This window comes from Acinetobacter sp. Li1LvA2, from assembly GCF_056156705.1.
This window is the reverse complement of the sequence record NZ_JBSICF010000005.1, coordinates 48446-62776: the sequence shown is the minus strand read 5'-3', so window position 1 is coordinate 62776 and position 14331 is coordinate 48446. Positions and strand designations below refer to the sequence as shown.

At 35.6% G+C, this 14331-nt stretch carries 13 protein-coding genes and 1 tRNA gene; 5 read left to right on the top strand and 9 right to left on the bottom strand.

The window, feature by feature from the left end; translation table 11 throughout:
* The first annotated feature begins 106 nt into the window (after positions 1–106).
* On the top strand, positions 107–970 hold the full coding sequence (locus ACS604_RS11510) for a metal-dependent hydrolase (protein WP_474771834.1): 864 nt from the start codon (positions 107–109) through the stop codon (positions 968–970).
* 69 nt (positions 971–1039) lie between these two features.
* Here the strand turns inward: ACS604_RS11510 and ACS604_RS11505 are convergent, their stop codons facing one another.
* From ACS604_RS11505 to ACS604_RS11495, 3 genes are all read right to left on the bottom strand, one after another.
* Positions 1040–1609 (bottom strand): TetR family transcriptional regulator, encoded by a 570-nt coding sequence (locus ACS604_RS11505; RefSeq protein WP_312821152.1) that lies wholly within the window; start codon positions 1607–1609, stop codon positions 1040–1042.
* Between the two features lie 648 nt (positions 1610–2257).
* On the bottom strand, positions 2258–2431 hold the full coding sequence (locus ACS604_RS11500) for a hypothetical protein (protein WP_474771833.1): 174 nt from the start codon (positions 2429–2431) through the stop codon (positions 2258–2260).
* 107 nt (positions 2432–2538) lie between these two features.
* Positions 2539–2682, bottom strand: coding sequence for a hypothetical protein (locus ACS604_RS11495; RefSeq protein ID WP_474771832.1), 144 nt, complete (start codon positions 2680–2682; stop codon positions 2539–2541).
* Positions 2683–2960: 278 nt separating this feature from the next.
* On the opposite strand from ACS604_RS11495, the gene ACS604_RS11490 reads away from it, so the two are divergent.
* Entirely contained in the window at positions 2961–3344 is a 384-nt protein-coding gene (locus ACS604_RS11490) for a hypothetical protein (RefSeq protein WP_474771831.1), read from the top strand.
* A gap of 68 nt (positions 3345–3412) precedes the next feature.
* On the opposite strand, the gene ACS604_RS11485 is transcribed toward ACS604_RS11490, so the two are convergent.
* Together ACS604_RS11485 and ACS604_RS11480 are read right to left on the bottom strand one after the other, a co-directional pair.
* Positions 3413–4126, bottom strand: coding sequence for a DUF4882 family protein (locus ACS604_RS11485; RefSeq protein ID WP_174742249.1), 714 nt, complete (start codon positions 4124–4126; stop codon positions 3413–3415).
* A 190-nt stretch (positions 4127–4316) separates the two neighbouring features.
* The gene (locus tag ACS604_RS11480; protein ID WP_174742247.1) at positions 4317–5237 is read right to left on the bottom strand and encodes an aminoglycoside phosphotransferase family protein; all 921 of its coding nucleotides are present in this window, start codon (positions 5235–5237) and stop codon (positions 4317–4319) included.
* Between the two features lie 310 nt (positions 5238–5547).
* On the opposite strand from ACS604_RS11480, the gene ACS604_RS11475 reads away from it, so the two are divergent.
* Together ACS604_RS11475 and ACS604_RS11470 are read left to right on the top strand one after the other, a co-directional pair.
* Positions 5548–5910, top strand: coding sequence for a hypothetical protein (locus ACS604_RS11475; protein ID WP_174742567.1), 363 nt, complete (start codon positions 5548–5550; stop codon positions 5908–5910).
* Between the two features lie 117 nt (positions 5911–6027).
* On the top strand, positions 6028–6333 hold the full coding sequence (locus tag ACS604_RS11470) for a hypothetical protein (protein WP_474771830.1): 306 nt from the start codon (positions 6028–6030) through the stop codon (positions 6331–6333).
* 79 nt (positions 6334–6412) lie between these two features.
* Here ACS604_RS11470 and ACS604_RS11465 read toward each other — a convergent pair whose 3' ends face one another.
* From ACS604_RS11465 to greB, 4 genes are all read right to left on the bottom strand, one after another.
* Entirely contained in the window at positions 6413–7291 is an 879-nt protein-coding gene (locus ACS604_RS11465) for a MetQ/NlpA family ABC transporter substrate-binding protein (protein ID WP_174732799.1), read from the bottom strand.
* Positions 7292–7758: 467 nt separating this feature from the next.
* Positions 7759–11757, bottom strand: coding sequence for a delta-poly-L-ornithine synthetase PosA (gene posA / locus ACS604_RS11460; RefSeq protein WP_174741718.1), 3999 nt, complete (start codon positions 11755–11757; stop codon positions 7759–7761).
* A 338-nt stretch (positions 11758–12095) separates the two neighbouring features.
* A tRNA-Ser gene (locus tag ACS604_RS11455) sits at positions 12096–12185 on the bottom strand.
* An 89-nt stretch (positions 12186–12274) separates the two neighbouring features.
* Complete coding sequence (gene greB, locus ACS604_RS11450; RefSeq protein ID WP_004790517.1) at positions 12275–12769, bottom strand: transcription elongation factor GreB; 495 nt, start codon at positions 12767–12769, stop codon at positions 12275–12277.
* 372 nt (positions 12770–13141) lie between these two features.
* Between greB and ACS604_RS11445 the strand changes: the two genes are divergently transcribed.
* A complete protein-coding gene (locus tag ACS604_RS11445; protein WP_004790511.1) occupies positions 13142–14254 on the top strand; it encodes an MltF family protein in 1113 nt (370 codons plus the stop codon).
* Positions 14255–14331 lie beyond the last annotated feature (77 nt).

The window sequence follows — 14331 nt, the reverse complement described above, 5'->3', positions numbered from 1 at the left end:
TGTTTTTTATCCTTCAAAAAATCCGTCTTTTTTCCGTATAAATTCATTGATAAATTCTAATAGAAATCAAAATTTGATCAATTATTTTTAAAGATGAGTTAAAAAAATGAATACAGCTCTCGCTACAAATCAAAAAATTGTTCGTCGTAATGTTGAACTTTCTTACGATGCGAATAAAAATTACTCTTTTTATTACGAAGAAAATCCTGTCGTTACGTCTTTATTCGTTGTACTTTCCGCCATGTTTCCTCCGGGTGAAATGTTCTTTATTGAAAGTATCAGAAACGTTCGAAATCAAATTAAGGATGAAAAACTTTTAGAAGATATCAGAGCCTTTATTGCTCAAGAAGCCTTTCATAGTCGTGAACATAAAACACTGAACAATCACCTCATACATTCTAACTATCCTGAAGTAATCGAGATTGAGGCCAAGACTAAAGCACGTTTAGATAAATTACGTAAACTTTCAACGGTCGAACAAGTCGCAGCGACCGTAGTCATGGAACATTACACAGCTACCCTCGCTCGGCTATTGCTTACAGATCAGTTAATTAAACGAAAAACTACACAGGAAAGCAGAAATCTTTGGGAGTGGCATGCACTCGAAGAGCTTGAACATAAGTCGGTTGCATTTGATGTGCTAAATGCCATCGGTGGCAACTCGAGCAAAAATAGAAAACTCGCTTTAGCTAGAGTCACAAAACTTATCATGCCTATTATGTTTGAATATTGGATAAAAATTTTAAAAAGAAAAGATATTAGATTTAGCTTAAAGCAGTTAAAGGATGGCGTTTATTTAGGATTTGGAGGAGTTAATCGGTTAGGAATTTTATCGAAAGCATTTGTGGATATGCTTGATGTCAGAGATGAAAATTTTAATCCTTTACACATGCAAACCGAACAATTAGAAGCTGAATTCCGTGAAAAGCTATTTGGCCAACAAGGTTTTTTGAAAGAGTCTCTCAGCTAGAAAAATTAATATATAGGCCCTCATCTGAGGGCTTTTACAAATTTGATTTCCTTTCAAAATATGTAGATATTACATAGTCCTGCCGACTTTAAACTGCTTCAAAAAACATTCTAATATCATCTCTCGCTCCCCTGTTTTATCTGAACTTAAAAGCTGAATAATTGCGCCTTCAATCATATATAAAAATAATTTGGCATCCTGAAAGGAAACATCGGTTTTTAGTTTTATAAGTTGGCTATAAATTTCATTAAGTAGCCACGTTCTATATCTCACTGCAATTTGATAGGCTTTTGGATAGGTCAGTTTCGTTTCAAAAATGGCTTTAAATAATAAATAGTACGGCCCTTCTAAATCGGTATGTAAAAGATAAATTGTTTTGAGTTTATCCATCACACCTGCACCTTGGTCGTAGTCAGCAATTGAAACTACTTTTTCTTTTAAGCGTTCTTTTTGAACGTTCAAACAGATTTCAATAAACCGCTCTTTAGAGTGAAAATAATGATAAAAAGTGGCTTTGGGAATTTGAGATTTTTTCACGATTCTGTCGATTCCAACCGTATGAAATCCGTGGTGGTGAAACAGATCAATCGATTTATTTACGACTTGTATGGCACGTGGAGAGATCACTAAATGTCGCATAGTTTTACCGTTATAAAATTATTGTTGTAGATAAATGAGATACTTTTTTGGGAGAAAAAAAGGCATAGCAAAGCCGTAAAGACTGTGCTTGGCACATCTCAAGTTTTATTGTTAATTAAGTTTTTGGTCGTGACGAATTAAAGCCTGAAAAGCCCAATGGCCATCAAACTGCTTTAAAAGTTTAAGTGGTGTCGATATAGATTTTGGCAAAGGCTGCCAAGAAATTAAGAATGTGCAAAGCCAACTCCTTTTTATTGGGAGTTCTGCCAGACATGAATAGGAATTATGGTGGCAGAACGAAAGGGGGTTAGCAGACTGGCTCAAGACCCAGCACACCCGAAGGTGTCCCCCTTCCGTCCTACCGCAACAAAAGGGAGACGAACGGGTCTACATTAAAAAAAACGAGTTTTTTCAATGTACTTGAGTACGGTCTGCTAAAACCGTCTGGCAATGTAGGCCAGCAGGCAAAGAATAGTGCTCCGCCCTTTTGCAGTCAAGCACACAAAATGACATTTGTTTTAAAATAGATCATTAAAAAGTAAGGATAAATAATGAGTGAGTTATTGTTAAATGGGGGTTTATAAAGAGGGGTAAAACAATCTTAGGAGGCTGTTTTATTTGAGCTAGAAAGATTTTCTATAATCTGTATTACGTTAATTTTAAATAATCTTCATAACTTATTGTCTCTAAAACGTGTAATTTGCTTATTTCTAGTTTTTTCATAATATCTGGAATCAAAGATGCATTAGCTAAAAAGAGCTGATCAGTTCTATCAAATCCCCCTTGTAACCTTATTTTTCCATTTTGAACATAAACATCCATCAACCGCTGCTCTCTTAGACTTTCTATAATGATGGCTTTATATTCATCAAAATCTATTTTTTTATTATCTTTAAAAGAATACTCATCAAAAAGTTGATAGTAAAAGTTTAAGAATTTTTTTCCCCACTTAAATATTCATCCAGACTATCATTTTTCAATGAGATGTCGTAGCAAATAATATTTGATTGATCAGCATCTACCTCTGAAAGCCAATGATCAAAAATAGAAATATAAATAACAGTATCCCACATAAACTTACTCAAATTATTAGAACTTTAGAAGGATATATTAAGAGCTTTTCCTCGTATAACATATTTAATTCAACACTAAATAATTTATAAACCTGTTTTTACAGCTTTTGACGATGGAGCTACAGCAGCCTTAGCCACTTTTAAAAGAATTTATGAGCAGTTCAGATACAACTTGGTTAATCAGCCGATTAGAAATACTGAGTTTTTTACTTATTAAGTTGGTAAATTTCATATAAGCTGTATTGTGTATTTTAGGAAATTTTTAAAGAACAAAATTTATGGATGCAAAAGAAATTATCCTACGTAATTTTTCACATAATAACTTATATGATGACTTATCATTCTTAGGAAAATTAAACGAAGAACAGTCATGGGATATCGAAGAATATTGGCTTTTAGAATGGGGAGTTTATAAACTTGAAAAAAACTCACCAGAAAAATTAGATTGGGAAATTTTTAGGATTTTTAGCGTGATTATACTTTGTATTAGCTCTCATTTAGATCAAAATGACTATTTTAAAATAAAGAATTTGAAAGGCTCTGAACTTTATGAGATGAGAGAAAGAGTGCTATTAGTATTTGAAGGGTATTTCTCTAGCTCAATGCCTGGACAAAACATTTTTGAAAAAGTAAATCCCTTATTAGCACTGTCCTCTATTTAAATATAAGTAGTTAATAAAAACTGCCTAACCGAAGTAGTAAGGCAGTATATTTAATATGTAATTTATTTTTAAAGAGGTGTGCCACAAATATCTGTGGTGCCTACTGGATAGGTAAATTGTAGTTTCGAATGATCAGATACTATTTCATATGATATTTCTTTACCAAGGGCACTAGAGTTGGAAGCATAGAATCCCTCTTCAATTGCAATAGCAAACTTCATTTTGCTTAACGGAGTTGTATAACTCCATGTGTATCCTCTATCTACGCCATTTACAATATAGCCAATTTTCTTGCTGATTTGATTGTAATAAATCCCAACTCTCACTGTTTCATTTGCTAAAACTTCATTTTGTGTTTGAGTTGGGGTTATGTTTCCAGAAATAGAACTCATAAATATATTTTGCTGTGAACCATATGCACTTCCAAAACTTGGAGCTGCAAAAACAATACCGTCATAATTACTTGTTCCTGTGATAAACCCTGAAGCCAGTTCATTTGAGTTTAGATTTATTGGTTTCTTGAAAATATATTCAAAAGCAATCACATTAGACTGAGCAATATTGGTATCAGATTTAGTTTTTATCAGTGTTCCTATGTTTATATTAGCCAAAGCCTTAGTTAACACTTTCTGCCCAATTATTGTTATATAGTTGCTTGGATTTGGTGTCCCTTCTGGTGTTTGTGAAGCACTTGGATCAATCTCTAGATCACCAATTTTACATTCAGCCCAGCTCTGTACACTGACAATTAATAAGCTAAGAATCAATATATTTTTTTTCATTATTTCACCTTAATTTTATTGTGATTTTTGATTGTATGGTAAAAATTTAAGGTTTAAAAATTTTTCAGATAAAGAGACAATAGGTTAAGTTCTATAGTAATTTATTAGATAGGTGTTTTTCTAAAATCAAAATAAGATTACTTACCATACATTAGCAATATTTATTAATGAAACTAAAAATTTACTAAAACTATACCTGCAACTCTTCTAATACTTTTTTTAATGTTTTAACGGCTGAAGATCTAAATATAGTATTACCTTCCATAGACTTATTTTTATCTGTCCACGCTATTGCTGCAAGACATTGAATACCGACATAGCATAAGAACTCCCTTTGAGGAACTTCTTCTCCATAAGTCATTTCCCAACCTCGTAGAAATGAATTTCTTAATTCTAAATCAGAGAAATCTATATCTACCCAAACCATCTTCGCTAAATCATAAACCGCATCTCCTATACGAGCAGCCTCAAAATCTAAAATACCAGAGATTTTATTACTGCTAGTTGCCAGAAGATTCCGACCAATATAATCACAATGCAAAATACTCAACTGGGCGGGTTCTCGTAAATCTTTGCAATATGAAAGCAATACATTCAACTCATAACTAAATTCTTGATAGTCAGCTTTAGATGGATCAATACGGGACATCCACTTTGATGTCATTAATTTTAGATGTTCGCTCCATAAAGTTGGGGCTTCATAAGAATTATCTCGTCCCTTCCAGAAATTCATCTTAAGTAAGCGAGAAGAATTAATTGCTCGATGAAAACTTCCTAGAGATGATCCCGCGGATTTTAGCAATAATAATTTTTCTGTTCTCGAGCAATTTTTTAAAATATTGTTTACTGACTGCCCTTCTAAAGCACTCATTACAACAATAGAATAATTTTCCCATTCAAATTTATTTAATAATTTTGGGCCTAGGGAAAATGTATTAAGCTCATTCAATATTTCACAATATCTGTCATTATCTACTTTTCGTGTATACGCCTTTACAAAAACCTCTCCTTGAGTAGTTTGTGCTTTGTATACAGTAGCTCCATCTCTGTGAGTAACTAAACTCAATGTCTCTGCTTGAATTCGGTTAAGTAAGCCATCTAAATTTTTCATAATATTTTATTAAAAATATAAAGTTATAAACTCTATTCATTATATGATAATGAATACATGAGAGGCCCTGTTTTATAAGGACTATTAGAACTTCGAAAGCTCTAAATAAACAAAAGCTAAGCCATATTTCATATAAACTGTATTTGTATTTCAGGAAAATTTTAAATTATAAAGATAAGGTCAAAGTAGGTGAAAATAGTCTTATTTGTGTTGAGTAGCCTACTTATAGCACTTACAGCTATTTATTTCATTAATAAAAAAGAATCTGAGATATCTCCAAAAGAATTTGTTACCAATTGGGGGGGAAAGAATGAAAAACTCACCGAACGGTGGACCAGGAAGAAATTGCTTCCCTACCGCTTACTCAGTAATTCGATACCCTGAATTAAAAGAAGCATTATTAGAAGCTAAAAAACTTAATATGTTTCATCTAGATCAATCAGGATATGGACTTTTACAGATTCCTTTAAAAAATTGTTTTAGTGAAGCAAAGCTTGTTGAACTCAAATTTGATAAATCTAGAAATATGGCTTGGGCTGTCTATCGCTGTGAGAAAGATGGAATGGGGCTAGAAGTAAAATTATCTAGCTTTGAGGAATGGTGCAGCTATACCACATATCTAAAAAAATGGAACTTTCCAATAGGAAAATATACTCCTATTTCTATGCCATAGAGTTTTTTATCCAACCATCTGTTATATATTCCGCCACTGGTACAAGATAAAATATAACGATATGCAGGAGAGAGTTCTCTCTTACATGCTATAAACAATAAAATTTAATGAGAAGTTATGGATAACTGGGAGCCTATAATCACCGCGTTTGTTCTGACTATTATTGCAACAATATTAATGCCTTTATTTTTAAAGTTTAACCCCCTAAAACTTTCTTTAGCTTGTTTCTTGTTTTCCACTTTAGGTTTTGGTGTAGCAGCTATCTATGGCCGTAAATCTAATAATCGAGGAATAGATGGTGATTGGGGAGCACATGGCTTATGGAAAGAGATATTTAATTTAGAACTAGTAACTATCAGCGTAGGTGTGGGAGTCTTAATTACTCTTATGCTTATGTTAGCAGTTTATTTTTCTAGAGAATAATATTCTTAAACTAATAAATAAAAAAGCTAAGCCCCGATTACCGAGGCTTAGCTTTAAAATAATTTTAAATTAAAATTACTTATTTGATGTCAGTAAACTCAGAAACAGGTTTGTTAACTTCAACTTTTGTACCTGCAAATTTTTCGCTCACAAACTTTTGTACTTTAGGTAAGTGGTAAAGTTCACCTAACTTCGTATAGATCGGGTCATTTTTATTCGCTTCAGCCACACCTAATAAGTTCACATAAAGCTTTGTAGACTGGTCAATAGGTTCACGGAAGATAGAATCTTTCAGAACGTTTAAGCCGCCTTCAAGTGCTAATGTATTACCCAATACAATTGCATCAACGTCGTTTTTAACACGAACTGCTGTTGTCATTTGAATTGGTTTTAATTTTAAACCTTTAGGGTTTTCAGCGATGTCATTCGTTGTCCCTTTTACAGGGTCAAAGTCTGGTTTAAGTTTAATAAGTTTAGCAGACTGTAATAATGTTAATGCACGTGCTTCGTTAGCAGTATCGTTTGGAATCGCGATTGTAGCGCCTTGTGGGAACTCATCAACAGTTTTAACTTTATCTGCATAAAGACCCATTGGTTCCAAGTAAGTTGTTGCAACAGCAGCAACTTTAGCTGTATTAGAAGCGTTGTAAGCTGCTAAATAGTTAAATGACTGGAACGCGTTTACATCTTGTTCGCCACTTGCTACAGATGTGTTCAACACAACGTAGTCAGTCAAGTTAGTCACTTCGAGTTTAATGCCCGCTTCTTTAGTTTCAGGAAGCGTTGCAACATATTTCCATACGTCAGTGTCTGAACCTGTTGAAACAAGTTTAATTGTGCGTACTGACTCAGTTTTGTCTTTAGCTGGTGCTGAATTTTCAGTTTGTGCAGGTTGTTTATTACATGCAGTCAGTGTGAGTACAGATGCACTGAACAGGACACTAAATAATTTTTTCATAGATACATCCTAAAATAGGAAACGCCTACTCTACAAAAGAGCGCGGCATTCCCAACCATTGGGTCGAAATGCAATATTTGGCTGGAAGTAATTCCAGATATATAAGGGTTTAGAAGCCTGAATTCAGCCTTATTTCTTCCTTGATCTTGCTCGCTGAACAACAGAATTATGTTTTGAATCAGTTTCTAAATATTGGATCATCATATATCAATAAGTGAATATTCTACAAATAACTTGTTCGATTTTGATATATAGAGGTGTTCTTGGTAAGGTACTGATAATAAAAAACATATTATATAAATAAAACAGTTTTGATTAAAATGTGTACTTATTTGATTTATATGAAATTTTCAGGATTTGTTAGCAATATTTAAGCTAACTATGACTGTAATCTATGTCCTATGCATAAAAAAAAGCCCCTGTTTTCACAAAGGCTTTTTAAATTAGGGAGTTAAACTCAGTTTCAATTATTTATGAACCCAAGGCACAGCTGGTGAGCCAATCCATGCAGATTTAGCAGGAATATTTTCACCTTTCATAACTAATGTTAATGGCCCTAACACTGCATGATGGCTAACATTGGCGTTATATAAAATAATACTACGTGAATTTACAACCACATCATTTCCAATATTTACTTGTCCAATTTTCATAATACGATCTTCAAACAAGTGGGTTTGTGGGCCTGAGAAGCTATTAAACTCAGCACGGTCACCAATGCTTACACAGTCAAACTCAGTGATATCCGCCGTATCCATGTAAACATCTTTACCAATTTGAACACCCAAAATACGCAAGAAGAATGGCAGCATTGGCGTTCCTCTTAAGTAATTTAAGAAGTTTGGAATGGCAACTGATTCATATAAACTCGTGATCCCTTCACTTAACCACACAAACATGGTCCACATTGGCGCTGAACGCGGTTGATAACGACCAATTAAAGTCCATTTCATCAATGCAACAATAATGAAACAGCCTACTCCATAGAGTAAACCAGCAAGCGTTAAAGCCAACAAGCCAGTCATAATGTTATATTTATTAATAACATCAATAATCTCAAGCACAATCATATAACCCACACCAATTGCGAGTGCAGCTGGCAATACAACGCGAAGGCCTTCAATAAAACCACGCATGAAACGGCGCTTGAAGCTTGGTTTAAACGTTAAGTGATCAGGATATTTTTCGGCAGCTTCACGTGCAGGCAATAATAATGGCGGCGAACCAAACCAAGTTTGACCATCATACATTTCAAGGTTATCTGGTGTTTTTGATTGTACGCCAATTAAAACGTTATCTGGTAAAACAGTTCCATCAGCAATATAAGCACTGTTTCCGACAAAGCTACGGTTACCGATTTTGGTCGATTTTAATGTCATCCAACCGCCTTTGATCTCTTCATCACCCAACATTACAGCATCGGCAATAAAGCTTTCTTCACCCAAAGTCAGCATTTCAGGAATAACACCATTTGCTGTAGAAATTTCGGTATTTTTACCTACTTTTGCCCCTAACATACGGAACCATGTAGGCGCATAAATCGTAGCAAACAGGCCGTGCAATGTTTGTAAGCTTGTTTCTAAAATTTGAGATGCAAACCATTTACGATAATACGTGCTGCCATGAACAGCGTACGTTCCAGTCTCAAGACGAGGCAATGCAATTTTGCGTATTGCTGAAGAAATAACAGCAGTAATCATCATCATCATTGCACTCGCTGGAATCGCTAAAGCAAAATAATAAAGCGCGATTTGCAGGTGGTTATTCGGATTGATATTAAATACGTTTACATCTAACCAATCGACCAAAAGGAAACTTGGGAAAATTGGAATAAAGAACAGACAAGCAATGATTAACGCACTAACACCATAATATCCATATTCAGCAATTTTACGAATAAACGATAATTTAGGACGTTCTGGCATTTTAGCGTGTTCATCGACATGCCCTATTTTTTTAGCTGGCGTACCATCCCAAATTTCTCCAGCTGGCACAATGGTGTCATATTCAATTGAAGTTAAGGCATTTACATGAACTTGTTTTTCTAACACTGTATTTTCTTCTAATACAGCATATGAACCCACATAACTCTCTTCTTTAAGATGAATTGAACCCAACACCAAATGACCATGTTCGACTTTGGCATTTTCTAAATTCACTTGAGAGCCAATGCTCACGCCATCTTCAACTGTTAATAAAGATGGCATGCGAATATGAACTGAACTAATGGTGACATCATGTCCAATCTTTGCGCCCAGTGCTTTTAAATAGAGGTTAAGTAGAGTTGAACCTGACAATAAATAAACTGGTGAAATATTGCTAATACGGTCTGCTAACCACCAACGGAAATACGTCATTCCCCAAAGTGGATAACGTCCTGCGCCAATACCCAACATTAATAGTCGTTTTACTGTAATTGAAAGCACAAAACTACTAACAATTACGCTGATATAAACCAGTAGAGACAACGCGATTGCATATGGAATGCTGTCTCGAGTTCCACCAGTAAAATAATGGTAAGTAAAGAATGGTGCCAACCACTGCAAAATATTAATCGAAATTAAAACTGGAATGGTCACAAGCTGTGCAATACCACATAACCATTTATAAGTCTGATTACGTGGGTTGTCTTGCCCAATCTGGCTATCAAATAATGTTGGTTCTGGTTGTTCCAACATTAAAGCAGCAATTGCTCCCACTCTTCTCGCTTGATATAAGCTTTGAATTGTAAGATGGCTATATTCTTGATGTTCGCGCAAGTTTGAAATTAAAACGGCTGCTAAAAGCGAATGTCCACCTAAATCATCAAAGAAATCCGAATCTAATTTAATCGGCATGTTCGGAAACAAGCGGTTCAAAATTTCAAATAAAATTTCTTCGGCTGGATTTTGCGGCTGATCTGATTCACTGCGGTCAATCACACTCGTAAGTGGTCTTACTTTTAACGCTTTACGGTCAATTTTTCCAGATAATAAACGCGGTACTTCTTCAATAATCTCAAAACGATTCGGCACCATATAAGGTGGTAAACGTTGGGCTAGAGTATGTCGAAGTTGTTTAATTTCTATCGGTTGTTTGGCATCAAGCTCAGCTGCAATAAAAGCAATCAGCTGATCAATTCCGTCTTCTTGACGTAGAATTACAGCCGCGGTACCAATGCCGTCGATATCACAAAGTGCCGCTTCAATTTCACCGAGTTCAACACGGAAACCACGGATTTTCACCTGATCATCAGCACGCCCTAAGCAGTGGACTTGACCAAATTCATCAATTTTTGCCAAATCACCCGTACGGTAAAGCAATTCTTCATCCGAACTCATTGCCCACGGGTTTTCAATAAACTTATCAGCAGTTAAATCAGGTCTACCTAAATAGCCTGGTGCTACACTCGGGCCGAAAATACATAGCTCACCTGTTTCACCTTGAGGCAGTAACTCTCTTTCAGCGTTAATGACCAACATGCCATAGTTTGGTAAAGGTTTACCAATCGTGACAAGTTTGCCACGTTCTAACGACTCAAGGCTTGCAGTAACCGTAGTCTCAGTTGGGCCATAAGTGTTAAACATTTGATGGTGAGGTAATGCCCAACGGTCCACGAGTGAGTCTGGGCACATCTCCCCACCTAAGTTAATAATTCTTAGGTTAGGTACATCTTCAGGAAATAAAGCCAGTAATGTTGGAACTGCATGTAAAACAGTAATTTGTTCCTGCTTTAACGTTTGACATAAACGCTCAGGGTCACTCACTAAAGTTTTAGGAGCAATCCACAAAGTTGCCCCAACCAAATAAGAGAGCCAGATTTCTTCAAACGACATATCAAAAGCGACTGAAAAGCCTTGATAAACTTTATCCTGTTCTTGAATACCCAAAATACTATTTTCACTACGCAAGAAGTGACAAATATTTTTCTGGGTAATCACAATACCCTTCGGCTTTCCAGTTGAGCCTGAAGTATAAATAATATAAGCAGGTTGATCTGGTGTGGTTTTCGGTAAGCTAACTTCTTTAATAACCGGCTGTTGCAGCTCAGTGTTTGTCCATTTGGTTTGCGGCACTTCCGCTAAATGTTCATACCATTCATCTGTAGTAATCATACCTACAGCTTCAGCATCTTCGAGACAAACCGCAATACGGTCGGCAGGTGTATCCATATCAAAAGGAAGCCACGCTGCGCCGCTCAAACAAATGGCCAGTTGCGCTTTTAAAAGTTCAATACCTCTCGGCAGCCATAACCCAACAATATTCCCTGCTTTCACCCCATTTAAAGTCAGTTGTTGCGCCATTACTAAAGCTTGCTGATATAACTCTCCATAACTCAGCGTTTTATTTGCTTCAATTAAAGCTGTTTTATCTGAGAGATTTTGAGCAGTTTGAATAAAAATATCGGCGAGTACTTCATCTTGCAAAAATTCGGGGTGAAATTTACCACGAATAATATTCTTCGAACTTGTTACGAATTGGTTCATTTTTTATAACTCACTTTAATTTTTTGATTTAGCTAAAATAAAGTCATGTTTGAGTTTTTCTGACCTATTAAAGAAATCAATTGCTATGTAATAAATTAAAGAGTTGAACTTAAATGAAGATTAAAGTTTTTATTTTAAAAATGAAGAGTGAACTATTAAATGAGAAGAACAAACGATTTTTATTACTTATAAATCAAACTAAAATGACAATAAGGAAAAATATAAGCACATATTTTTATAAAAATTAAATAGCGTTATTCAAAATTGATATAAGCAGAGCAATAAAATAATAGGTATAAAAAAAAGCCCTTGTCATTAACAAGGGCTTTTTAAGAATTTGGCGGAAGCGGTGAGATTCGAACTCACGGAGGACTCACACCCTCGTCGGTTTTCAAGACCGGTGCATTAAACCGCTCTGCCACGCTTCCAACGAGCGCTATAATATAAACAAAAACTCAAGTTGGCAAACCTTTTATTTAACTTTTAATTCAAATGCTCAAAATAAATACAAATTAATTTAGTTTTCTGGGTTTTCATTCTTTTCATAGCGAATTGTATTGATATACCAAAGCTTTTTTCCAGATGGCGTGTGTACTTCAATCTCATCATCGACTTCTTTGCCGAGCAGTGCGCGAGCCATCGGCGATTCAATTGAGATATGCTGCGGGTGATGGTCATAAATTTCATCGATCCCTACAATACGTAAAGTTTTTTGCTCGCCTTCTTCGTTTTCAATCTCTACCCAAGCGCCGAAGTAAACCTTACCGTCTTGCTCAGGTGCGTAATCAATGATTTTTAATTCTTCTAAACGTTTTCCTAAATAACGTACTCGTCGATCAATTTTTCTAAGTAGCTGCTTATTATATTGATAATCGGCATTTTCACTGCGGTCACCTAAGCTTGCAGCCCAATTCACTTTCTTTGTGATTTCCGGTCGTTCTTCATGCCAAAGTTGTTTTAATTCAGCAACTAATTTGTCATGCCCAGATCGAGTGATTAAGTTAGATTTCATGATTAAAAACCACTGTTCAACAACATATCGCTTACAAGATGTAGCATTTTATACCCTATTTTCTCATATCAGAAGTGTATAAATTTTCTTCCTTAAGAAATTCATGTGTTTATGATGATATATCGAATATTTAATTGTACGAAATTTGACAATACTTTTTTTCAATATTATGATGCGCGCAGATTAAATGTTGAGCAATTTTTAACCTTCTAGAAAACTATGTAGATTTTCTACACAGTTTGTTTTTTTCATTTCATGTCATTTTGAATGACGTCATGACTGCCCACCCCTTATTGAATTTATCAACTTTTAGAAGTTATGGCAGCTTTTTGTCTAACTTTTGGGGCATAAATTACCTGTAGCGGAGACAACATGCACAGTAATTCAAGTTCAGGGTCGAGGCTTTGCCTTAACTCTTTATTTTCTTCTCTCCCGTTAAAAGCACTTGCACTCAGTACTATGCTTTTTCCATTTCATAGTATTAATGCAGGAAAAACCCTACAGTACAATACTGTAGTAAATACAAACACTTTAACTGTTGTTGCGGTAGAAAGCCCTACAACCGTTTTCAAAGAAGATCAGTTTTTACATGGTTTTGGTTACGACTTAGCCCGTAACTATGCACAAAGCCTTAATGTAAAGCTGGACTTTAAAATCGTGGCAGACAATGCCACTGCCCTTAGATGGGTTCAGCAAGGTAAAGCAAACTTTGCGATGACTAGCGCTGGTTTAAGTACCATCGAGAACAAAGGTTTAATGTCTTTTTCTGCAAGTTGTGGTGACACAGCCGATTTGCAAAAAAACGGTTTAAATCCTGAGTTAAGCTGGGTGTTTAAACAAGCTGATGACCCCCTCACCCAGACCGCTAGTGGCTTTGTATGCCAAAGTAAGCAAAATGGTGTGACTCAGCAACTCGCTTCTTTCTATAATCGTAATGTGGTGAAACCAGAAGCTTGGTCAACCATTCAACGTGACTTAACGACGCGTTTACCGATTTATAAAGCGAGCTTTAAACAAAGTGCAGCTAAATACGATCTCGACTGGCATTTACTTGCCGCAATTGGTTATCAAGAATCATATTTAAAGCCAGAATCTGTTTCTCCCACAGGTGTTCGTGGCTTAATGATGCTGACCAATAGCACCGCTCGAGCAATGGGTGTGAGCAATCGTAGTGATCCAGCTCAAAGCATTCAAGGTGGCGCGAAGTATTACGACCAGATGTTAAGTGAATATGATGATATTCCTTTCCCTGATCGGAACTGGTATGCGCTGGTGGCCTATAATATGGGACCAGGTGCGGTAAACCAGATTCAGAAGCGCTTGCAAGCACAAGGGAAAGACCCGAACCAATGGGTTAATCTCTACGATTATTTGCAAAGTAATAAAACGCGTAATGGTCGATATAAGCAAGCGGTTCAATATGTCACTCGTATTCGTGCTTATCTTGAACATATCAAAACAGCGCAAACACGAATAAATATCTAATTTTATTATTTAAAAGTTGATAAATTCTTTGTTTGTGTGAATAAAAAGCTTACCTCTTAGGGTAAGCTTTTTATATG